Origin of the sequence: Raoultella sp., from assembly GCF_039594335.1 — a bacterium.
In the GTDB taxonomy this organism is placed as follows: Bacteria; Pseudomonadota; Gammaproteobacteria; order Enterobacterales; family Enterobacteriaceae; genus Klebsiella.
Map to the genome: position 1 here is coordinate 42,363 of NZ_JBCNNS010000008.1, position 21,232 is coordinate 63,594.

At 57.8% G+C, this 21,232-nt stretch carries 18 protein-coding genes and 1 riboswitch; of the genes, 10 read left to right on the top strand and 8 right to left on the bottom strand.

All coding sequences use genetic code 11. The features are described 5' to 3' along the window. The first annotated feature begins 21 nt into the window (after positions 1–21). Positions 22–1,629 carry an FGGY-family carbohydrate kinase gene (locus tag ACZAHD_RS02535; protein ID WP_462455389.1) on the top strand — a complete coding sequence of 536 codons (1,608 nt, stop codon included), beginning with the start codon at positions 22–24 and terminating at the stop codon, positions 1,627–1,629. A gap of 326 nt (positions 1,630–1,955) precedes the next feature. Here the strand turns inward: ACZAHD_RS02535 and fbaB are convergent, their stop codons facing one another. After that, complete coding sequence (fbaB, locus tag ACZAHD_RS02540; RefSeq protein WP_462455390.1) at positions 1,956–3,008, bottom strand: class I fructose-bisphosphate aldolase; 1,053 nt, start codon at positions 3,006–3,008, stop codon at positions 1,956–1,958. 247 nt (positions 3,009–3,255) lie between these two features. Here fbaB and ACZAHD_RS02545 point away from each other — a divergent pair, with 247 nt between their 5' ends. From ACZAHD_RS02545 to ACZAHD_RS02555, 3 genes are read left to right on the top strand one after another with little or no spacing between them, the layout of a single operon-like run. Then, positions 3,256–4,533 carry a nucleoside permease gene (locus tag ACZAHD_RS02545; RefSeq protein WP_462455391.1) on the top strand — a complete coding sequence of 426 codons (1,278 nt, stop codon included), beginning with the start codon at positions 3,256–3,258 and terminating at the stop codon, positions 4,531–4,533. Continuing rightward, positions 4,530–5,534, top strand: a complete 1,005-nt coding sequence (locus ACZAHD_RS02550) for an ADP-ribosylglycohydrolase family protein (protein WP_462455392.1) — start codon at positions 4,530–4,532, stop codon at positions 5,532–5,534. Before ACZAHD_RS02545 ends, ACZAHD_RS02550 begins: the two co-directional genes overlap by 4 nt. Beyond that, entirely contained in the window at positions 5,531–6,496 is a 966-nt protein-coding gene (locus tag ACZAHD_RS02555) for a PfkB family carbohydrate kinase (RefSeq protein ID WP_462455393.1), read from the top strand. Before ACZAHD_RS02550 ends, ACZAHD_RS02555 begins: the two co-directional genes overlap by 4 nt. Here the strand turns inward: ACZAHD_RS02555 and ACZAHD_RS02560 are convergent. The 4 genes from ACZAHD_RS02560 to ACZAHD_RS02575 form a co-directional block, all read right to left on the bottom strand. After that, positions 6,470–7,216 carry a GntR family transcriptional regulator gene (locus ACZAHD_RS02560; RefSeq protein ID WP_462455394.1) on the bottom strand — a complete coding sequence of 249 codons (747 nt, stop codon included), beginning with the start codon at positions 7,214–7,216 and terminating at the stop codon, positions 6,470–6,472. The two genes, ACZAHD_RS02555 and ACZAHD_RS02560, sit on opposite strands and share 27 nt — an antisense overlap. A gap of 41 nt (positions 7,217–7,257) precedes the next feature. Further along, positions 7,258–8,058 carry a bifunctional hydroxymethylpyrimidine kinase/phosphomethylpyrimidine kinase gene (gene thiD / locus ACZAHD_RS02565; protein ID WP_462455395.1) on the bottom strand — a complete coding sequence of 267 codons (801 nt, stop codon included), beginning with the start codon at positions 8,056–8,058 and terminating at the stop codon, positions 7,258–7,260. Then, positions 8,055–8,831: a hydroxyethylthiazole kinase gene (gene thiM, locus ACZAHD_RS02570; protein WP_462455396.1), complete on the bottom strand. Its 777-nt coding sequence runs from the start codon at positions 8,829–8,831 to the stop codon at positions 8,055–8,057. The genes thiD and thiM overlap by 4 nt, the downstream gene beginning before the upstream one ends. 34 nt (positions 8,832–8,865) lie before the next feature. Further along, positions 8,866–8,962, bottom strand: a riboswitch (TPP riboswitch). Positions 8,963–9,168: 206 nt separating this feature from the next. Next, positions 9,169–10,518 (bottom strand): glycoside hydrolase family 28 protein, encoded by a 1,350-nt coding sequence (locus ACZAHD_RS02575; RefSeq protein ID WP_462455397.1) that lies wholly within the window; start codon positions 10,516–10,518, stop codon positions 9,169–9,171. 493 nt (positions 10,519–11,011) lie between these two features. On the opposite strand from ACZAHD_RS02575, the gene ACZAHD_RS02580 reads away from it, so the two are divergent. Continuing rightward, entirely contained in the window at positions 11,012–11,434 is a 423-nt protein-coding gene (locus tag ACZAHD_RS02580; protein ID WP_462455398.1) for a universal stress protein, read from the top strand. Here ACZAHD_RS02580 and ACZAHD_RS02585 read toward each other — a convergent pair. After that, positions 11,391–12,359: a LysR family transcriptional regulator gene (locus ACZAHD_RS02585; protein WP_462455399.1), complete on the bottom strand. Its 969-nt coding sequence runs from the start codon at positions 12,357–12,359 to the stop codon at positions 11,391–11,393. The genes ACZAHD_RS02580 and ACZAHD_RS02585 overlap by 44 nt on opposite strands. A 124-nt stretch (positions 12,360–12,483) precedes the next feature. On the opposite strand from ACZAHD_RS02585, the gene ACZAHD_RS02590 reads away from it, so the two are divergent. Both ACZAHD_RS02590 and ACZAHD_RS02595 read left to right on the top strand, forming a co-directional pair. Then, the gene (locus ACZAHD_RS02590) at positions 12,484–14,295 is read left to right on the top strand and encodes an adenine deaminase (RefSeq protein ID WP_462455400.1); all 1,812 of its coding nucleotides are present in this window, start codon (positions 12,484–12,486) and stop codon (positions 14,293–14,295) included. A 2-nt stretch (positions 14,296–14,297) separates the two neighbouring features. Then, complete coding sequence (locus ACZAHD_RS02595) at positions 14,298–15,641, top strand: NCS2 family permease (RefSeq protein WP_462455401.1); 1,344 nt, start codon at positions 14,298–14,300, stop codon at positions 15,639–15,641. On the opposite strand, the gene ACZAHD_RS02600 is transcribed toward ACZAHD_RS02595, so the two are convergent. Further along, positions 15,638–16,564 carry a LysR substrate-binding domain-containing protein gene (locus ACZAHD_RS02600; protein WP_462455402.1) on the bottom strand — a complete coding sequence of 309 codons (927 nt, stop codon included), beginning with the start codon at positions 16,562–16,564 and terminating at the stop codon, positions 15,638–15,640. The two genes, ACZAHD_RS02595 and ACZAHD_RS02600, sit on opposite strands and share 4 nt — an antisense overlap. 187 nt (positions 16,565–16,751) lie before the next feature. Here ACZAHD_RS02600 and ACZAHD_RS02605 point away from each other — a divergent pair, with 187 nt between their 5' ends. Then, on the top strand, positions 16,752–17,069 hold the full coding sequence (locus ACZAHD_RS02605; RefSeq protein WP_462455403.1) for an RcnB family protein: 318 nt from the start codon (positions 16,752–16,754) through the stop codon (positions 17,067–17,069). Between the two features lie 91 nt (positions 17,070–17,160). On the opposite strand, the gene apbC is transcribed toward ACZAHD_RS02605, so the two are convergent. After that, complete coding sequence (gene apbC, locus ACZAHD_RS02610) at positions 17,161–18,270, bottom strand: iron-sulfur cluster carrier protein ApbC (protein ID WP_462455404.1); 1,110 nt, start codon at positions 18,268–18,270, stop codon at positions 17,161–17,163. 152 nt (positions 18,271–18,422) lie between these two features. On the opposite strand from apbC, the gene metG reads away from it, so the two are divergent. Continuing rightward, a complete protein-coding gene (gene metG / locus ACZAHD_RS02615) occupies positions 18,423–20,456 on the top strand; it encodes a methionine--tRNA ligase (RefSeq protein ID WP_462455409.1) in 2,034 nt (677 codons plus the stop codon). Positions 20,457–20,645: 189 nt separating this feature from the next. After that, entirely contained in the window at positions 20,646–21,107 is a 462-nt protein-coding gene (locus ACZAHD_RS02620; protein WP_462455405.1) for a YehR family lipoprotein, read from the top strand. The last annotated feature ends 125 nt before the right edge of the window (positions 21,108–21,232 follow it).

A 21,232-nucleotide genomic window follows, 5' to 3' on the forward strand; every position in this document is an offset into this window, starting at 1 on the left:
GGCTGGCTTAAGGACGGCTTTATGAATGACGATACTCAAACCATTATTGGCGTCGATGTCGGCTCCGGCAGCGTACGCGCCGGCATCTTCAACCTTCAGGGCAAGCTGCTTGCTCATGCCACACGGGAAATCACCCTGTTCCGCAACGCGGGAAACCAGGTAGAACAATCCAGCCGCGAGATTTGGCAGGCGGTCTGCGCCTGCATAAAAACCGCCGTAGCGCACTCCGGCATGCCGCCGGAGTCGGTCGCCGGGATGGGTTTCGACGCTACCTGCTCGTTAGTCGTGGTCGGCGAAAGCGGAGAACCGCTGGCGGTCGGGCCTTCCGACGATCCGGACCGCAACATCATCGTCTGGATGGATCACCGCGCCATCGGCCAGGCGGAGCAGATTAACGCCACCGGACATGCGGTATTGCAGTACGTCGGCGGCAGGATTTCGCCGGAGATGGAAACGCCGAAAATCCTCTGGCTCAAGGAAAACCGCCCGCATATCTATCGGCAAGCGCGCCACTTTTTCGATCTTGCCGATTACCTGACCTGGCGCGCCACCGGCGATCTGGCCCGTTCAATGTGTACCGTCACCTGCAAATGGACTTATCTGGCCCATGAGCAACGCTGGGATGCCGACTACTTCCAGCAAATTGGTCTGGGAGATCTGGCCGAGGATGATTTTGCGCGTATTGGCCAGCGTATTGTCGAGCCGGGGACGCCGTGCGGTGAGGGCCTTTGCGCGGAAGCGGCTCACGAGATGGGCCTGCCGGTCGGAACGCCCGTGGCGGTGGGCATGATTGACGCTCATGCTGGCGGCATCGGTACCGTCGGGGTTCTCAATGGCGCGGTCAGCAATATGGCCTGTGTTTTCGGCACCTCCTCCTGCACCATGACCAGCACGCAAAACGCCGCCTTCGTGCCCGGCGTCTGGGGGCCTTACTATTCCGCTATGGTACCGGGCCTGTGGCTGAGCGAAGGCGGGCAAAGCGCGGCAGGCGCCGCCATCGACCAGCTGTTAAGTTTCCATCCTGCGGCCGAGCAGGCACGCGCGCTGGCGCAGGAAGCGGGCGTACCGCTGCCGGTCTATCTCGCCGACCGGGTACTGGCTCAGGTAGCGACCCCGTCCGAGGCCGCCGGACTCGCCGCCGGGCTGCACGTGGTGCCGGAGTTCTTAGGTAACCGTGCGCCGCTGGCGGACCCGCATGCCAAAGCAGTCATTGCCGGATTAGGTATGGAGCGAGATCTGGACAACCTGCTTGCGCTCTACGTTGCGGGATTATGCGGTATCGGCTACGGCCTGCGGCAGATTGTTGACGCGCAGAAGTCCTGCGGGATTAACAGCGAGAATATCGTCATCAGCGGCGGCGCAGGACAGCATCCGCTGGTTCGTCAGCTGCTGGCCGATGCCTGCGGGATAACGATTGTCAGCACCGAATGCAGCGAGCCGGTACTGTTAGGTTCGGCCATTCTTGGCGCCGTAGCTGGCCAGGTTTCCGCCTCGCTGCAGGAGGCTATGCAACAATTTACCCGGGTGGACAAAACCTATCGCAGTACGACGCAATATCAGCCGCTTCATCAGCGTCGCTATGAGGCTTATCTGGCGTTGCAACAGGTCGCCCGTCTGATTCGGCAATAGCATCCCACAGCGCTACCCACTCTTGCAATAATCAAAAACCTCCGGTGACGACACCGGAGCATCTTTCTGTACCCTGAAAATAAGATCATCATGTCCGTAGCAAACAGTCGTTCGGCGTGGTTGCCGGGATTATCCCCCCGCAGAAAACCATGCTGTTCGGTTTTATGCTGTGGCGGCGCACACCGCGCTGTACGTGCTGGCCTTTTTCCTCTGCGCTTTTATTCACGTCGAGCAGCCCGTCCGTTGCCGTTGTGATGAAAGCGAGCCTCTCCTGATAATAAAAAACCCCTCGCGGCAGAGAGGGGTTTTCGTCACAGCATTCAGGATCAGGCAATCGTCACTTTGCCGTCGAGGTACACATCCTGAACGGCGTTGATCAACTTCACGCCATCGCTCATCGATTTTTTAAACGCTTTACGACCGAGAATCAGCCCCATCCCGCCCGCACGCTTATTGATAACTGCCGTACGTACAGCATCAGACAGGTCCGTTTCCCCCCCAGCAGCGCCACCGGAGTTAATCAACCCGGCGCGTCCCATATAGCAGTTCGCCAGCTGATAACGGACCAGATCGATAGGGTTCTCCGAGGTCAGCTTGCTATAGACGCGATCGTCAGTGTAACCAAAGTTCACCGCCTTATAGCCGCCGTTATTTTCCGCCATTTTCTGCTTCACGATATCGGCGCCAATGGTGGCCGCCAGATGGTTAGCCTGGCCGGTTAAATCGGCCGACACATGATAATCGACGCCATCTTTCTTAAATGCCGGGTTGCGCAGATAGGCCCACAGCACGGTCACCAGCCCCAGCTCATGCGCGCGTTCGAACGCCGCGGAGATCTCTTCAATCTGCCGACGCGACTCTTCTGAACCGAAATAGATCGTCGCCCCCACCGCCACCGCGCCCATGTTAAAGGCCTGCTCAACGCTGGCGTACAGCGTCTGGTCGAAGGTGTTCGGGTAACTCAGGGTTTCGTTATGATTTAGCTTCACGAGGAAGGGAATGCGGTGCGCATAACGACGCGATACCGAGGCCAGCACGCCGTAGGTGGACGCTACGCAGTTACAACCGGCTTCGATAGCCAGTTCGACGATATTTTTCGGATCAAAGTAGAGTGGGTTGGCGGCAAAAGAGGCCCCCGCCGAGTGTTCCACACCCTGGTCTACCGGCAGGATGGAGAGGTATCCGGTTCCGGCCAGGCGCCCTGTATTATACAGGGTCTGCATATTACGCAGCACCGCCGGCGGACGATTGTTATCCACCATAACCCGGTCAACGTAATCCGTCCCCGGCAGATAAAGCTGGTCGGCTGGAATGGTCATACAACGGTGCTGTAAAAGGCTGTCGGCATCTTTGCCAAGCAACTGCGTAATATCAGTCATAGCTATGCTCCCGTAAGTGCCAGCCGCAGCCGGCATGTATTATCCTGACCCACTTATTTGGGCAGCTTAAGCCTGGTACCGTCTTAGCATATTTTCCAGCCTGAACCGCATTTTTCAGCCATTTAAGCTGGCACGATTCAGGGACAAAAAGTGTTAATTTGCTCAAACAATTCGCCCAAAGGTATTTAAAAGGTATTATTAATTGGTATTTTAAAGGCGTACCCTACCTGTCATGAAGGATCTCAAGATGAAAACTACAGTAAAGCTGTCGTTCATGATGTTCGTCGAATGGTTTATCTGGGGCGCCTGGTTTGTCCCCCTCTGGCTGTGGCTGAGCAAAAGCGGCTTCAGCGCCGGTGAAATCGGCTGGTCCTATGCCTGTACCGCCATCGCAGCGATTCTTTCGCCGATCCTGGTGGGCTCGCTGACTGACCGTTTCTTTTCCGCGCAGAGAGTGCTGGCGGTACTGATGTTCGCCGGGGCGATATTGATGTATTTCGCCGCGCAGCAGACGACCTTCGGCGGCTTCTTCCCGCTCCTGCTCGCCTACTCGTTAACCTACATGCCGACCATTGCGCTGACCAACAGTATCGCCTTTTCAAACGTGGCGGACGTGGAGCGCGATTTCCCGCGGATTCGGGTGATGGGGACCATCGGCTGGATCGGCTCCGGCCTGGTATGCGGATTTTTACCGCAGATGCTCGGTCTGAGCGATATTTCGCCCACCAATGTCCCGCTGCTGATTGCCGCCGGCAGTTCTGCCCTGCTCGGCGTCTTTGCCCTGTTCCTGCCGAACACTCCGCCGAAAAGCCATGGAAAACTGGACCTGAAAGTCATGCTGGGGCTGGATGCGTTAATCCTGCTACGCGACAAAAACTTCCTCGTCTTTTTCTTCTGCTCCTTTCTGTTTGCCATGCCCCTGGCCTTCTATTACATCTTCGCCAACGGCTACCTCACCGAAGCCGGTATGAAGAACGCCACCGGATGGATGACCCTCGGCCAGTTCTCTGAAATCTTCTTTATGCTGGCTCTGCCGTTCTTTACTCAACGCTTTGGTATTAAAAAGGTTCTGTTGCTTGGTCTGATTACCGCCGCAATTCGCTATGGCTTTTTTGTCTTCGGCGGCGCGGAGAACTATTTCACTTATACACTGATGTTCCTCGGCATTCTGCTGCACGGCGTCAGCTACGATTTTTACTACGTTACCGCCTATATCTACGTCGATAAGAAGGCGCCGGTATCGATGCGCAATGCAGCCCAGGGGTTAATTACGCTCTGCTGCCAGGGCTTTGGCAGTCTGCTCGGTTACCGCCTCGGCGGCGTGATGATGGAGAAAATGTTCGCCTACTCGCACCCCGTCAATGGCCTCACCTTCAACTGGGCGGGCATGTGGACGTTCGGCGCCATCATGATTGCGATTATCGCCGTGCTGTTCGTGGTGTTTTTCCGGGAATCGGACAAAGAGATTACGACCATCGACGTCGATACACAAAATGCTGAGCTTAAACAAGGGGAAGTGAAATGAAAGCAGAACGTATTCTCGGTGCTCTTTACGGGCAGGCGTTAGGGGATGCGATGGGCATGCCGTCGGAGCTATGGCCAAGATCGCGGGTGAAAGCCAATTTTGGCTGGATCGACCGCTTCCTGCCGGGCCCGGCGGAGAATAACGCCGCCTGCTACTTTGCCGAGGCGGAATTTACCGATGACACCTCGATGGCGCTATGCCTCGCCGACGCCATTATCGAATGCGACGGACAGATCGTCCCGGATGTCATCGGCCAACATATTCTGCGTTGGGCTGAAGGCTTCGATGCATTTAATAAAAACGTCTTAGGGCCGACATCGAAAATTGCCCTCAACGCGATTCGCAATGGCAAACCGGTGAGCGAATTGGATAATAATGGCGTGACCAACGGCGCGGCAATGCGCGCCTCCCCGCTGGGCTGTCTGCTGCCGGGCGGCAATCTTGACGCGTTTATCTGCGACGTGGCTGCGGCCTCCAGCCCGACGCATAAATCGGATTTAGCCATCGCCGGCGCGACGGTCATCGCGTGGGCTATCTCCCGCGCTGTTGACGGCATCGGCTGGTCAGCAATTGTGGATGCCCTGCCAGCCGTGGCGCGCCACGCGCAGGAAAGGAAGATCACCACCTTCAGCGCCTCGCTGGCGCTGCGTATTGAGCTGGCGTTACGGACCGTACGCGAGGCCGATGGTCCGGAGTCCGCCAGCGAGCAGCTTTATCAACTGATTGGCGCCGGTACCAGCACCATTGAATCCGTCCCGTGCGCGATAGCGATGGTGGAATTGGCCGGTACCGACCCTAACCGCTGCGCCATTCTCTGCGCCAACCTGGGTGGCGATACCGACACCATCGGAGCCATGGCGACAGCAATTTGCGGCGCTGTACAAGGGGTTTCCGCCATCGATGGCGCTTCTAAAGCGCGCCTGGACGAGGTCAACAAACTGGACTTCACGCGCTACGCCGATGCTCTGATGCACTATCGCCAGCAGCGGGAGGCCAAATGAATGCCCAACAGTTAACGGCTAAACTGACCACGCTGAAAGCACAGCGTCCGGTCACCGTCCTCGGCGCCGCGGTGATTGATGTGATTGCCGACGCCTATGCCCTGCCCTGGCGCGGGTGTGATATCGAACTACAGCAACAGAGCGTTAATGTCGGCGGCTGCGCGCTGAACATCGCCGTGGCGTTAAAAAGGCTGGGGATCGACGCGCAAAATGCCCTGCCGATTGGCCAGGGGGTGTGGGCGGAAATTATCCGCCAGCGCCTGGCCAAGGAGGGATTAACGAGCGTCATCAGCCAGGTGGACGGCGACAATGGCTGGTGTCTGGCGCTGGTTGAGCCGGATGGCGAGCGGACCTTTATGTCCTTCAGCGGCGTGGAAAATCAGTGGTGCGACGCGTGGCTCGAACGGTTGCATTCACCCTCCGGCGGCCTGGTCTATCTTTCCGGCTATCAGCTGGCATCCGCCAGCGGCGAACGGCTGGTTTGCTGGCTGGAAAGGCAGCCACAGGTTAGCGCCTTTATCGACTTTGGTCCGCGGATTGCCGATATTCCCATGACGCTGATGGCGCGCCTGATGGCTCTTAAGCCGCTGGTTTCCGTTAATCGCCAGGAGGCCGCCATCGCAGCCGAAGCCCACGGATTTTCGCCCGGGGTCAGCGAATTTGGCGCCGCCTGGCTGAACAAATATGCCGCCCCGTTGATTGTGCGTCTGGATAAAGAAGGCGCCTGGTATTTCAGTCCGCAGGAGAGCGGCCTCGCCGCCCCTTTCCCGACCGAGATCGTCGATACGATCGGTGCCGGAGACAGCCATGCCGGCGGTACGCTTGCCGGGCTGGCCGCTGGCTGGAGCCTGGGGGAAGCGGTTACGCTGGGTAATGCCGTCGCAGCCTGGGTCGTGGGCCATCGGGGCGGAGATTGCGCCCCGGACCGCGAAGCGCTACTCTTCGCACACAAAAACATATAGGTCGCTGCGGCAGTAGCTGATGCTGTATTCGATGGGGTGCTGGTGCTGATCGAGGGCAACCTGCTTGATCACCAGCACCGGGATGGCGCTGTCCATTTTAATATGCGCCTGAAATTCGGCGTCCGGCATCCGGGCGCTGACGCGCGAGCGGGTTCGCTGCGGCAGAATCTGCTGGCTGCGGAAGTAGTCGTACAGCGAGACACTGATCGCATCGACGTCATGGATCAGGTGCGCAGGCACCCAGGACTCTTCCAGCGAAACCGCGTCCTCGTCAACATAGCGAATGCGTTTGAGCATAAACACATCGCTGCCTGCCACGATGGCCAGTTGCCGGGCAACCTCCTCCGGACATTTGACAACGCGTTTGTGCACCCACAGCGTATCCGGCTTCTTACCGCGTAAAACCACCTGCTGAGTAAAACCGCGCGCTTCTTTCAGCGAATATTCAAAGATATTGTTGATCTGTGTCCCGTAACCCCGCGAACGGGTCACCACGCCTTCGTCTTCCAGCAGCTGGAGCGCTTTGCGTACGGTAATACGCGACACGCCGGTCAGTTGGCTGAGATCGCGTTCACCGGGAAGAATATTGCCGTTTTCCAGCCAGCCGCTGCGCACGGCATCCTTGATCGTGTCGGCAAACTTCAGATAGAGCGGCGCGTTATTCGGCGCCGCAATTCGTTCAACAAGCTGGGTAATTAACCGGGTATGCGCCTGTTCCATTTATCTTTTCCTGGCAGAATCCTCACGCCAGTATATCAGGCTTACCACCACGCGTGGAAATGGTGAACCGGCCCGATACCGTGGCCTACCTCCAGCGAATCCGCCTGTGACAGCGCCGCAGAAAGCCAGCTTTTCGCCTCGGCAACCGTCTCTCCCCAGTCGCGATAGCGTGGGCGCAGCGCCGCCAGCGCCGCGGAGAGCGTACAGCCGGTTCCGTGGGTATTTTTAGTCTGGATCCGCGGCGTGGTGAAGCGCTGCTCGCCATCGCGGGTGAACAGCCAGTCCGGGCTTTCCGCGTTGTCGAGATGACCGCCTTTCATCAGCACCGCGCCGCAGCCCATCGCCAGCAGCGCCCGCCCCTGCTCCAGCATCTCTTTTTCATTTTTCGCGTGCGGTGCATCCAGTAGCGCCGCTGCTTCCGGCAGATTCGGCGTGATCAGCGAAACCTGCGGCAGCAGGCGGGTGCGTAACGTCGCCACCGCTGAAGCCGAGAGCAGCGGATCGCCGCTTTTCGCCAGCATCACCGTATCGAGGACAACGTTCTCAATCTGATAGCGTGTTAAACGCTCCGCCACGGCTTCCACGATATCCGTTTCCGCCAGCATGCCAATTTTCGTGGTATCGATGCGAACGTCGCTGAATACCGAATCCAGTTGCGCGGCAACAAAATCCGGGTCGATGCGATAGACCGACTGCACGCCGCGGGTGTTTTGCGCCACCAGCGCGGTGATAACCGAACAACCATAGGCTCCCAGGGCAGAGAAGGTTTTCAGATCGGCCTGGATCCCCGCGCCGCCGCTGGGGTCGGTACCGGCGATAGTCAGCGCATTAATGCGTTTCATCCTTTGTTCTCCCCGTACAGCGCGTCAAGAAATGCCGGGGTAAAACTGCCCGGTCCTCTGCCGCGCGCCGCCACGCCGCCCGCCTGTTTCATCAGGCCGCAGGCGGCGGCGACGTTTTCGAGGCGATCGCCGGGCATGGCGGTACTGGCTGCCACCACCGCCGAAAGCGCGCAACCGGTTCCCACGACCCGGGTCATTAACAGATTACCGCCGGTGACCGCGCGCGTACGCTGGCCGTCGGTGACGTAATCCACTTCGCCGGTCACGGCAACAATGGTACTGATCTGCCGTGCCAGTGCCTGTGCAGCGGGCAGAGCTGCCACCGCAGTATCAGTGGTATCGACCCCGCGCCCGCCGGCACTCATTCCGGCCAGCGCCATAATCTCGGACGCGTTGCCGCGAATGGCGGCCGGCTGCAGGCTCAGCAATTCATGACAAAACGTGCTGCGCAGGGTTAACGCCCCGACCGCCACAGGATCCAGCGCCCACGGTTTGCCCGCATTTTGCGCGCTGAGTGCCGCGGCGCGCATCGCCTGCGCACGGTCGACGGTTAAGGTTCCGACGTTAATCAGCAGCGCATCCGCGAGCGCCGCAAACTGGCTCGCTTCCTGCGGATCGATCACCATCGCGGGCGAGGCGCCGACCGCCAGTAGGACGTTGGCAGTAAAGGTCTGTACCACATCGTTAGTCATGCAGTGAACAAGGGGGGAATGACGGCGAAAAAGATGTTGCAGGTGCGCAATATGCGCGGCATTGAGAGGCTCAGCTTGCATCGTTTGCTCCAGCCAGGCGATGAAGAAGCAACGACCCTTTGGTCTCTGACTTCCCTACGCTGGCATTATCCAGATCAGGTGGTACGGGTTTTTCTCAGCCTTCACGAAGAAGGGCACCCCGAGTCATTTAAATCAAAATCAAATACTTGCGATTAATGCTCCTCATTAATCCCTGCTGAGGATAATGCCAGCGGGAAGTCCAACAAACAAGCGTTAAAACCTGCATGTGTCCCGGGTTGTGTCCCAGGCGATTCTTTAAACCGGGATCATCAATATCCTCCGCTATCGCCGGAGGTTTATCAGATGCGCCTGCCCGCTGAGTGAGAAGGCAATACCACTATGCCGGAAAAGGAACCCATTGCTCAGAGCAGTCAATCGGTGAGTAATGCGCGGCTACAGGGTTAATGGTTGCTGGTGGCGAGGGCTGTATACCGTTTGCGCCAGATGTTAAGCGGGCAAATTCTGTTACCCATTGGGTGCCGGGGCTGAATGTTACGCCATCCATCCGGACCATAAGAGGATGTGAAGCGTCATACCCCCGCAGAATGACCGTGGCAGGCCGGTCGCCGCTGGCATTGACATCCCGCAGTATAATATTCCGGTATTCCGGGAGAGATGTACCGGAAGCTGTAGGTGAATAGTGGGTATCAAACGAAACGGGCCAGCGCGTGTTGCGCATACAGATGTGCGAATACAGAATATCGCTGACCAACCCTCCACGACTGGCATCACTTTTAATACGCAATCCTGATGTGGTCCCGTCAAGCGTAAGGTTACGTACCAGTACGTCGCTGACGCCCGCATTCACCTCACTTCCGATAGACATGCCGTGCCCTGAATAGAAGTGATTGTCCGTGATGGACAGGTGTCGTGAAGGCCCGCTTCCGGCTTTGATGGCAATATTGTCATCACCGGTACGAATGAAACTGTGAGTAATGGTGACATCCTGCGAGGCGCCGGGGTCTATTCCGTCCGTATTTCTTGCCGTCGCAGGCGTATCAATAATAACGCCCCACAGAGTTGCCCCCTGGACATGGTTGAGAACGATATGAAAGTTTGGAGCATGACGCAGGCGCACGCCATAAATGACAATATCATGCGCATCATCTATCTGAATTAACCTCGGGGCGTTCTGCCTGCCGCCGGTAACAGATTGGGCACGGCGCGCCATTTCCCACCATGTTTCATTCTGACCGGCTATTCGCTCTCCTCCCTGCCCGTCAATCGTCCCTTCCCCTTCAATCCCGCCGCCGACGCTGTTTACCATAGAAATAAAAGCCCTGCAGCCGCCCCCTTTCTGGTCGATGGTTCCACAATGTCCCTGTCCTGTGTCATAGCGTCGGGGGTCATTATCTGCGAGCAACACACTCCCTGCATCAAGTCGCAGAAATACGCCAGAGGGTATTTGTAACGGACCACTTTTGAACGTATTGCCCTGCGGACCAGAGGTCAGGCGTACGGCCTGACCTGCGGGACATTGGTTCAGGGCCTGCTGCAGACGGTGCTGTACGCTGGTGCTGCTCTGATGCGCTTCCGGTGAGAGGGTCGTACAAACAGGTTGCGACAGCTGTGGCGGTTGAACAACGCGGCGGTCGCCGAAAGCCTGCGCGCTAGTAGCGAAAAGTAATATTATTCCGCTCAAGGAAACGACGACGGACTGACATATTCTGATACGTTTAATCATCATATGATCGCCTTAGGGTAAATATCCAGAATGGATGCAGGTCTGTTTTCATTGCGTAGTTTATATGACTTTCACCCGGATTGGATCCGCCGCGGGTAACAGGACCTCAGAGTCATTTAAGGCGACGTCAAAATGAGGCCCCATCAGCGCTATACGTTATCCCGGTGAGTTCAAAGATTGGTTACGTGTCAAGATGATAATATCCATCACTGGTGTTGCTTTATTATTTATGCTGTTAGTAGTTTTATATTTTCCGCCGTTAATTGAAAGGGGAAATAAAAACCACAGGGCATACACCTGGCTATTTTTTAAAAAATTTGCCACTCGCAATGGTTTCCATTAATCACATAAGAAAGTGAAGATAAAGGGAATAAATGTAAATAATGCTGAGTGGTTCTGCCATTAGCCATTTATCCGTTTGCTTTCAGGCCCAGGCGGGCACAAAATTAACCTCAGGGGCCCGTGTTTTCAGTTACTCATATCTCGAGGTACGGCTATGCCCATTTATCATCATGCCCTGGTGCTGATTAACAGCAGCCAGGACGGCGTTCCGCTGCTCCAGCATGCGGCCAGAATGGTGGAAGAGAACGCCATGCGCATCACGCTTGCCCATATCCGCGCCGACTATCGGGCGCTGAATTACGTTTCCGACAGCCTGCTGAATGATGACGTGTCTCAGGAGGTGCTGCAGGCGAAAGTGCTGCTCAATGAGCTGGCGGCCAGCGTCTCACTGCCGGTACAAACCCTGTCGCTGGTCACCCCCCGCCGTTTTGAGGATGTCGAAGCCTGCGTAAATCAGCGGGGGATCGACCTGATTATCGCCGGGCACCGCAACCGCCTGCTGGCAGTGATGGCATCGCACTCGCTGGAGTACATTAATCATCTGACGATAGACGTGCTGATCGGGCATCTGCCCTGAACCGCGCAGACGACTCTCGTAGCGAATTGAGCAGCAGCGTAAAACACAGCTCAATCAGCGGCGGTAGCGGCTGTGGCCCGCGCATTAGCGCCACGGTCCGCGCCAGCGCCGGCTGCTGAAGCTGGGCGATTTTCAGCACCGGATCCTGCAGATGGGTGGTATACAGCTCGGGCAGGATGGCAATCGCCAGACGCGAGCGCACCAGACCATACAACGTTTCAATATAGTCCACCTGAAAACGCGTGTTCAGCGTCAGGCGATGGCTTTCCGCCAGCGCGCCAACCAGCCGCTGAATGTTCCCTTTCGAGAATACCGCAATATCGCGCCCGGCCAGAAGTTTCCACGGCAGGTGCGGTTGGTCTGCCAGCGGATCGTCACCGTGCAGCACCGCCACAAACGGGTCTTCACGCAATGGGAAGACTTGTAATGCGGCGGGTAACGAGCTGTCGATGGCACCGATGCCGAAATCAATCTTCCCGCTTTGCAGCTCATGTACCAGCGCATCATTCGTCTGATCGTGGAACTCGACCCGCAGCCGGGGAAAAGTTTGCGCCAGTACCTGCGGCAGGAGCGGAAAGAGCAGCGAGCTCACCGAAGGCACCAGACCAATGCGCACGGTACCATCGCCACCGGCCGCCACGATCTGTTCCATATCATGAAATGCCAGCTGAGCCACGCTCAGCACGCGCCGGGCGTGCGGCAGAATGGCGGCGCCCAGTTCGGTTAGCGTGACCGACGAAGCGGTGCGGTTCACCAGCTTGCCGCCCAGCACCGTTTCGATTTGCCGCAGCGCGCTGCTCAGCGCCGGTTGGCTGATGGCCAGACGACTGGCGGTATCGGTAAAATGACGCAGCTCCGCCAGGGTAACAAAGTACTGTAGCTGTTTAAGAGAAAGCGCAGGCAGGCGCTGCCACGGTTCGGTCATCTTATTCTTCGCTAAGGGTAATCGGGCAGAATAACCCGAGCTTATCGGGTGATAAATTTATTCATCTGGGCAAACGTTTGCCATGCCCCTAGAGTAGCCCCATTATCCTTGTGCCGGAGTTGTTATGTCCAGCAATGCTGAAAACCGCCGCCGCGCCGTCATGGCCGCCCGGGAAGAAACGCCTTTTGACCTGCTACTGACCGGGGCGCAGATAGTCGACATGGTCACTGGCGAAATCCGCGAAGCCGATGTCGGCATCATCGGCGAGATGATCGCCAGCGTGCACCCGCGCGGTAGCCGCGCCGACGCCCACCAACGCCATGCGCTGGATGGGGCTTACCTGTCACCGGGGCTGATGGATACCCACGTCCATCTCGAAAGTTCCCACCTCCCTCCCGAGCGCTACGCGGAAATTGTCCTCGCCCAGGGCACCACGGCGGTCTTCTGGGACCCACATGAGCTGGCCAACGTCCTCGGGGTCGAAGGCGTGCGTTATGCCGTCGCGGCCAGCCGCCACCTGCCACTACAGGTAATGGTCGCCGCCCCCTCCAGCGTGCCATCGACCCCTGGGCTGGAAATGTCCGGCGCCGATTTTGCCGGGGCGGAGATGGCGACCATGCTGGCATGGCCGGAAGTACGCGGCGTAGCGGAAGTGATGGACATGCACGGCGTACTTAACGGCAGCGCCCGGATGCAGGAGATTGTTCAGGCCGGTCTCGACAGCGGCAAGCTGATTGAAGGCCACGCCCGCGGGCTGAGCGGCGCCGATCTTCAGGCCTACCTCGCGGCAGGCGTCACCTCCGATCATGAACTGACCTCTGCGGAAGATGCGCTGGAAAAGCTGCGCGCCGGTTTGACACTCGAAATTCGCGGCTCGCACCCCTATCTGCTGCCGGATATCGTCAAGGCTCTGAAAAGCCTGCCGCACCTCTCCTCGCAGATCACGGTTTGTACCGACGATGTGCCGCCGGATATGCTGCTGGAAAAAGGCGGCATTATCGCCCTGCTCAACCTGCTGATTGAACACGGTCTCGCTGCCACCGACGCCCTGCGCTTCGCCACCCTCAACGCCGCCATTCGCCTACAGCGTCACGATTCAGGGCTGATTGCCGCTGGCCGCCGCGCCGACCTGGTGGTGTTTGATTCACTGGAGAAACTCGAGGCCCGGAAAGTGTACGTTGCCGGGAAACTGATCGCCCGCGATGGCGTACTGCTCCGGCCGATTCCTGCCGCCGAGGGGGTTACCCCGCCGCGCAATACGCTACCGCTGTCACCGCTGAGTGCGGATGATTTTGTGCTGCGGGTACCCGGTATTGTCCACGGCGTTGCCCGCCTGCGGCATATTCGCGGTGCGCGCTTTACGCAGTGGGGAGAGGTTGAAGTACAGGTACGCCACAGCGAGGTTCAGTTGCCCGATGGATTTAGCCTGATTTGGGTAAAGCACCGCCACGGCCGCCACCAGGCGACGCCGCAAATCGCCCTGCTTGAAGGCTGGGGAGAGTTGCGCGGCGCTATCGCCACCAGCTACTCGCACGATTCACACAATCTGGTGGTGCTGGGACGCAACGCTGAGGATATGGCGCTGGCCGCTAACCGACTGATCACCTCCGGCGGCGGTATGGCGCTCTCCCGCCAGGGCGCTATTCTCGCCGACGTGGCGATGCCGATTGCCGGTATGCTTTCCGATCTGCCGGCGGCAGAGCTTGCGCGGCAGTTCCGCGAATTACGCGACCTGAGCGCAGAGATTGCCGACTGGGAGCCGCCCTATCGGGTATTTAAGGCCATCGAGGGAACCTGCCTCGCCTGCAATGCCGGCCCCCATTTGACCGATTTAGGTTTGACCGATGGCACCACCCGTCAGATTGTCGAACCGCTGATAGACTGCCGGGAAACCCCGGTCGCCGAGCCTCACAACAATAATCAACGGGGAGCCTGAGCATGGCCGACAACACACTGCATACCACAACACAAGGAAGCTGGCTGGAGCGCCGTTTTGCCCTGCGCTCCCGCGGCAGCACGCTACGTACTGAATGCCTCGCGGGAATCACCGGATTTCTCGCAGCCGCCTATCTGCTGGTGGTCATCCCCGGCCTGCTGGCGGTGGGCGGCATGGACAAAGGCGCAGTCACCACGGGGACGATTCTGGTTTTCGTCGCCAGTACGCTGCTGATGGCGTTTTACGCTAATTTGCCGTTTATCGTCGGCCCGGGCATCGGCGGCTCAGTACTGGTGGGCGTCACGCTGGCCGGTAGCGAGGGGATCGGCTGGCAAACTGGCCTCGGCATCGCCTGCTGGTCGGGCATTCTGTTCTTTGTGTTAACCACATTCGGCCTGCGTGAAGTGGTCACCCGTTCGGTCCCTCAGTCGATCAAGCTGGGACTGACGGCCTCTATCGGCCTGTTTGTGGCGGTGCTCGGTTTTCGCAACGCGGGCCTGGTGCTGGCGAATGCCAAAACCAATGCCCTGATGCTGGGTGATTTCTTGTCTCCCGGCGCGCTGGTCGCGCTGTGCGGCCTGTTTCTGGCGATGGCGCTGCAGGCGCGGCGCGTTCCGGGCGCTATTTTATGGGCGATTCTGTTTGCCACCCTGGTGGGGATTCCGGCGGGGGTCACCCGTCTGCCGGACAGCTTTATCGCCATGCCGCACTCACTGGCGCCGGTCTTCGGCCACGTCGATATGCTGGGCGCGCTGAATATTGCTTTCCTGCCGTTCCTGTTTGTCTTTTTCGCCTCGGAGTTTTTCTCCACCATGGGAACCACGCTGGCGGTGGGCGGCGAAGCGGGACTGCTGGATGACGAAGGCAATATGCCACACATCAACAGGCCGTTTATGGTCGATTCGATTGCGGCAGCCATCGGCCCGTGGCTGGGGATCCCGGCGGCGACCGCGCTGATCGAGTCTTCCGCCGCCGCCGAAGCAGGCGGCAAAACCGGGCTCACGGCGCTGGCCGCGGCGGTGATGTTCCTGCTGATGCTTCTGTTTACGCCGGTCGCCCTGATGATCCCTAAAGAGGCCACCGCTCCGGCGCTGATCTTGATTGGCCTCAATATGTTCAGCGGCCTGCGCAAAGTCGATCTGTCCAGCTTCACCGACGGGCTGCCGGTATTAATGATGGTGATGATCACCTTGATTGCCAACAGCTTCGGCACCGGTATCGCCGGCGGACTGCTGTTTTACATCATGATTAAAACGGTTGCCGGAAAGTGGCGAGAAATCCCGCTGGGTTTGTGGATCCTCGCCGTTCCGTTGGTCTACTATTTCGCCACCCTGGTGAGGCACTAAGCGTCCACAGGACCGCTTAGCGCGTCAGCCTGCACCGTTTCACAGTGCGCCCTGACCTCTTCATAGAGCAACCGCACCGCCGCAGAAAGCTGCTTGCGATGCGGACAAATCATATTAAGCGGGACTCTGTCGCCCTGATAGTGCGGCAGCAGTACCTGCAGACGCCCGGCGCGAATATCATCGCTGACATCCAGCGCAGACTTATAGGCAAAGCCCTCCCCCGCAATGGCCAGACGGCGAATCACCTCGGCGTCATCGCTGATGATGCCGCCGGACACCTGCATATGTTCAACCATCCCGTTAAGACTTAACGGCCAGCGATCGAACTGCCTGCCGCGCAGTACGTACAGTAGCGCATTGTGTTGCGCCAGCGCCTCCGTCGTCTGCGGATCGCCGTGCCTGGCAATCCACTGCGGAGAAGCCACCAGCACCCGCCGATTTTCCGGCGCGACGGGGAGGGAAATAAACGAGGCATCATCATTGTCGCCATAGCGAAAGGCCACATCGACCGGATCTTTAAACACATCGGTCCGATGGTCGGAAAAGAGAATGCGCAGCTTCAGCGCCGGGTGCCGCTGGCGAAAAGCACGAAAGACGTTCAGCAGCAGATTGCGCCCCAGGTCGGAGGGTACCGCAATTTGCAAAGTCCCGCGGACCTCGTCATCCGGCACCTGAATTTTTTGTAACCCGGCATGCAGCGTATCCAGCATCTGTGTGGCATAGGGCAGCCAGGTTTCCCCTTCGGGCGTCAGACGTAAGCTGCGGGTGGAGCGCGCGAAAAGACGAATATTGAGCGTGGTCTCCAGACGCTTAATCGCCGCGCTTACCTGCGCCGGCTGCTGCCCAACCTCCCGTGCCGCATCGCTGAAGCTACCCAGCGCCGCCGCACGAACAAATAGCGTCAGATCTTCCAGTCTGAACATATTGACTCCCGAATCCTGCTACCAGGATTGTTCTTAAAACAGTCGCACTGCACTAAATCAGGCAACCGGCCCATCGTTTTCTTACATTTTTAACGCAACCAACGCTTGCCTTCCCGGCCATGCTTCAGGAATGATACGAGGCTGCAATTTTGTGTCCAGGGTAATCCAGGATAATAATGAGGAAATTATGCGTAAAACAAAAATGATGCTTCTGGGCGCACTGTTGGCCTGCACCAGTAGCGTTTGGGCGGCTTCCGCCGCTGAACTGCAGAAATATGAACTGGATGGGGTCACTTCGGACTTCCAGCAGTTTCACGTCGGCGATACCGTACCCGCGCTATATATGACCCCGGAATACACCATTAAACAGTGGCAGTTGCGCAATCTGCCCGCACCGGACGCCAATACTCACTGGACTTACATGGGCGGTAGCTACGTGCTGGTCACCGAACCTGAAGGCAAAATTGTCAAAATTTACGATGGCGAGATCTTCTATCAGCACTAATTGCTGCCACATATAGCGCCAACAAAAACGCCCTACGTTTCTTCTGTCCATTATGGGTAGCGCAGCGCAGGGCGTTTGTCATAGGGCAGCGTTAAACCGCGCGGAAGGCAATCTCACCGGGAATCACTTCCCCCTGCCAGTAGAGTTGGGAGGCCACGCGTCCCGCCAGTTGACGGTAAATTGCGCTGAACTCGCTCTCCGGACGGGCGACCACGGTCGGCTTACCGTTATCCAGATCTTCCCGCAGAGTGATATGCAGCGGCAGTTGGGCCAGCAGCCGAGTGTGGTATTGCTCCGCCAACTTTTGGGCGCCGCCGGTGCCGAAAATCGGCTCATGGTGACCGCAGTTGCTGCAAATATGCACACTCATGTTTTCAACGATGCCCAGTACCGGAACCTCCACCTTCTCAAACATCACGATGCCTTTTTTCGCATCGATCAGCGCGATATCCTGCGGCGTCGTCACCACCACCGCGCCGGTGACCGGGATATTCTGCGCCAGCGTCAACTGAATGTCGCCAGTGCCTGGCGGCATATCCAGCACCAGATAATCCAGATCCGGCCACAACGTCTCCTGCAGCATCTGCAGCAGCGCCTTGCTGGCCATTGGACCGCGCCATACCATGGCGTTATCGTCGGTCACCAGGTAGCCGATGGAGTTGGTGGCGAGGCCAAATTGCATGATCGGCGCCATATGGGTACCGTCAGGCGAGGTAGGACGCTGATCTTCCGCGCCGAGCATGGTCGGAATCGACGGTCCATAAATATCGGCATCGAGGATCCCGACCTTCGCTCCCTCCGCCACCAGCGCCAGCGCCAGGTTCACCGCCGTAGAGGATTTACCCACCCCACCTTTGCCGGAGCTGACGGCAATAATATTTTTGACCCCGTTGATGCCTGGCTGATTTTTTACCCGCTTCAGCGTGGCAATGTTGTGCGACAGCTTCCAGTCAATCGCCTGCGCGCCGGTAATGCGCAGCAGATCGGCGCTACATTGCTCTTTTAAATCTTCAAAAGCGCTGTGCCAGACGAACGGCATCTGGATCTCGATATGCACAGTATCGTCGAGCCAGGCGACGTGATGCAGTGCTTTCAGCGCGGTGAGATTATGCTGCAAAGTGGGGTGTTGGAAATTAGCCAACGTTCCGGCGACCATCGCTCGTAGACGTTCGGGGGATTTGGCCTGGGATTGCGAATTCATCCCGACTCCTTTGTTGTTATGAGAGGCTTTCAGTAATGACTCAGTTTATCACAGCTGAGATTATCCATATATGGTCAGCCATTTATGGCGCACCCAGTGCCCTTTTGGTAATATCAAAAACCCTTTTTACAACAGAAGATGTAATGCTCACTATGACTCAAGTCGCGAAGAAAATTCTGGTAACGTGCGCGCTGCCGTACGCCAACGGCTCAATCCACCTCGGCCACATGCTGGAGCACATCCAGGCTGATGTCTGGGTCCGTTACCAGCGAATGCGCGGCAACGAGGTCAATTTCATCTGTGCAGACGATGCCCACGGCACGCCTATCATGCTGAAAGCTCAGCAGCTTGGCATCTCCGCGGAGCAGATGATTGGCGAAATGAGTCAGGAGCATCAGACCGATTTTGCGGGCTTTGATATTAGCTACGACAACTACCACTCGACGCACAGCGAAGAGAACCGCGAGCTGTCTGAGCTGATCTACGGCCGCCTGAAAGAGAACGGATTTATCAAAAACCGCACCATCTCTCAGCTGTACGATCCGGAAAAAGGGATGTTCCTGCCGGACCGTTTCGTAAAAGGTACCTGTCCGAAGTGTAAATCACCGGATCAGTATGGCGATAACTGCGAAGTGTGCGGCGCGACCTACAGCCCGACCGAGCTGATCGACCCGAAATCCGTGGTTTCCGGCGCGACCCCGGTGATGCGTGAATCTGAGCACTTCTTCTTCGACCTGCCGTCGTTTAGCGAAATGCTGCAGGCGTGGACCCGCAGCGGCGCGCTGCAGGAGCAGGTGGCGAACAAAATGCAGGAGTGGTTCGAATCTGGACTGCAGCAGTGGGATATTTCCCGCGACGCACCTTACTTTGGCTTCGAAATTCCCAACGCACCGGGAAAATATTTCTACGTCTGGCTGGATGCGCCGATCGGCTATATGGGCTCCTTCAAGAATCTGTGTGACAAACGCGGCGATAGCGAAAGCTTTGACGCCTACTGGAAGAATGACTCCGACGCCGAGCTGTATCACTTTATCGGCAAAGATATCGTCTACTTCCACAGCCTGTTCTGGCCAGCGATGCTGGAAGGCAGCGGTTTCCGCAAGCCGACCAACCTGTTCGTACACGGTTACGTCACCGTCAACGGCGCCAAGATGTCCAAATCACGCGGCACCTTTATCAAGGCCAGCACCTGGCTGAACCATTTTGACGCCGACAGCCTGCGTTATTACTACACCGCCAAGCTCTCTTCCCGCATCGATGATATCGACCTGAACCTGGAAGATTTCGTCCAGCGCGTGAACGCCGATATCGTCAACAAAGTGGTGAACCTCGCCTCGCGCAACGCCGGTTTTATCAATAAGCGTTTCGACGGCATGCTCTGCGCTGAGCTGGCCGATCCTGTGCTTTACAAAACCTTCACCGATGCGGCAGCAAGCATTGGCGAGGCGTGGGACAGCCGCGAGTTCGGTAAAGCGATCCGTGAAATCATGGCGCTGGCCGACGTGGCTAACCGCTACGTTGACGAGCAGGCCCCGTGGGTCGTCGCCAGACAGGAAGGCCGCGACGCCGATCTGCAGGCCATCTGCACCATGGGCCTGAATATGTTCCGCGTGCTGATGACCTGGCTCAAGCCGGTTCTGCCGCAGCTGGCCGCGCGCACCGAAGCCTTCCTCAACAACGAACTGCGCTGGGATGCTATCCAGCAGCCGCTGCTGTCGCATAAGGTCAATACCTTCAAGGCGCTGTACAACCGCATCGAGATGAAGCAGGTTGAAGCCCTCGTCGACGCCTCGAAAGAAGAGGTAAAAGCCACCGCCGCGCCGGTCACCGGCCCGCTGGCGGACGATCCGATTCAGGACACCATCACCTTTGACGATTTCGCCAAAGTCGATCTGCGCATCGCGCTGATTGAAAACGCCGAATTTGTCGACGGTTCTGACAAGCTGCTGCGTCTGAGCCTGGATCTGGGCGGCGAGAAGCGTAATGTCTTCTCCGGCATTCGCAGCGCCTACCCGGATCCGCAGGTGCTGATCGGTCGCCTGACGGTGATGGTCGCCAACCTGGCGCCGCGTAAAATGCGCTTTGGCATCTCGGAAGGGATGGTCATGGCTGCGGGCCCTGGCGGAAAGGATATCTTCCTGTTAAGCCCTGACAGCGGCGCCCAGCCGGGTCAGCAGGTAAAATAATCCTGTATCAAGCGCTGCTCCGGCAGCGCTTTTTTCTCCCTTCAACGCCCCCTTCCGTGCCCTCGCCGCCGGACGATTCTGCCCCTTCTGCTTTTTCTGTGCGTTGCGCGCAGTGGCAATCGTGACAATAATCAATCGACATACCGTCTGATAAACGGAACGCCACTCATAATCAACATAAGGACTGTGATGAAACTTCACCACAAGCTGGCGGCCGCTGTGGCGGTCTCCCTGTTGGTAGTCGGCCTTTCAGGCTGCGATAACCAAAAAGAAGAGAGCAAAACCTTCACCCGCGCTGCCAACGGCGTCAATCTGAGTTTTACCTACTATTACGCGGGTGACAAAGTACTGCGTCAGGATGCGAATAACACCATTCCCTATCAGAGTATCGGCGCGACCAATCAGGAGCAGGCACGGGCGTTAATTGAGCCGATGAGAAGCGTTTATCTCGACGTTAAAGGCGTGGAACAGAACATCGATTACAAAGATACCGAGGCGCAGGAACATCTCAGCGTGGATTTTACCCAAGCCAACATGAGCGAACTGTGTAAATTGCCCGGCTCAATGGTGACCAACTGCGCGCTCAAGGATGTCTCAATGGCGGAGTCAGAGAAATTGCTCAAAGAGCAGGGGTTCCAGGAAGTGAAATAGACCGGAGAATATTCCCGGGTCGCGGCGTAAACACCTTACCCGGGCTACTGGCCCGCAGACGGCTGTAACCCGTAGCCCGGCTGAGCGCAGCGCAAGCCGGGAAGATAACCTGAAGGGGCTTTCCC

Bases quoted from the DNA above. Each gene is read 5' to 3' on its own strand.
- ACZAHD_RS02535 (WP_462455389.1), top strand. From the start codon at position 22: ATGAATGACGATACTCAAACCATTATTGGCGTCGATGTCGGCTCCGGC.
- fbaB (WP_462455390.1), bottom strand. From the start codon at position 3,008: ATGACTGATATTACGCAGTTGCTTGGCAAAGATGCCGACAGCCTTTTA.
- ACZAHD_RS02545 (WP_462455391.1), top strand. From the start codon at position 3,256: ATGAAAACTACAGTAAAGCTGTCGTTCATGATGTTCGTCGAATGGTTT.
- ACZAHD_RS02550 (WP_462455392.1), top strand. From the start codon at position 4,530: ATGAAAGCAGAACGTATTCTCGGTGCTCTTTACGGGCAGGCGTTAGGG.
- ACZAHD_RS02555 (WP_462455393.1), top strand. From the start codon at position 5,531: ATGAATGCCCAACAGTTAACGGCTAAACTGACCACGCTGAAAGCACAG.
- ACZAHD_RS02560 (WP_462455394.1), bottom strand. From the start codon at position 7,216: ATGGAACAGGCGCATACCCGGTTAATTACCCAGCTTGTTGAACGAATT.
- thiD (WP_462455395.1), bottom strand. From the start codon at position 8,058: ATGAAACGCATTAATGCGCTGACTATCGCCGGTACCGACCCCAGCGGC.
- thiM (WP_462455396.1), bottom strand. From the start codon at position 8,831: ATGCAAGCTGAGCCTCTCAATGCCGCGCATATTGCGCACCTGCAACAT.
- ACZAHD_RS02575 (WP_462455397.1), bottom strand. From the start codon at position 10,518: ATGATGATTAAACGTATCAGAATATGTCAGTCCGTCGTCGTTTCCTTG.
- ACZAHD_RS02580 (WP_462455398.1), top strand. From the start codon at position 11,012: ATGCCCATTTATCATCATGCCCTGGTGCTGATTAACAGCAGCCAGGAC.
- ACZAHD_RS02585 (WP_462455399.1), bottom strand. From the start codon at position 12,359: ATGACCGAACCGTGGCAGCGCCTGCCTGCGCTTTCTCTTAAACAGCTA.
- ACZAHD_RS02590 (WP_462455400.1), top strand. From the start codon at position 12,484: ATGTCCAGCAATGCTGAAAACCGCCGCCGCGCCGTCATGGCCGCCCGG.
- ACZAHD_RS02595 (WP_462455401.1), top strand. From the start codon at position 14,298: ATGGCCGACAACACACTGCATACCACAACACAAGGAAGCTGGCTGGAG.
- ACZAHD_RS02600 (WP_462455402.1), bottom strand. From the start codon at position 16,564: ATGTTCAGACTGGAAGATCTGACGCTATTTGTTCGTGCGGCGGCGCTG.
- ACZAHD_RS02605 (WP_462455403.1), top strand. From the start codon at position 16,752: ATGCGTAAAACAAAAATGATGCTTCTGGGCGCACTGTTGGCCTGCACC.
- apbC (WP_462455404.1), bottom strand. From the start codon at position 18,270: ATGAATTCGCAATCCCAGGCCAAATCCCCCGAACGTCTACGAGCGATG.
- metG (WP_462455409.1), top strand. From the start codon at position 18,423: ATGACTCAAGTCGCGAAGAAAATTCTGGTAACGTGCGCGCTGCCGTAC.
- ACZAHD_RS02620 (WP_462455405.1), top strand. From the start codon at position 20,646: ATGAAACTTCACCACAAGCTGGCGGCCGCTGTGGCGGTCTCCCTGTTG.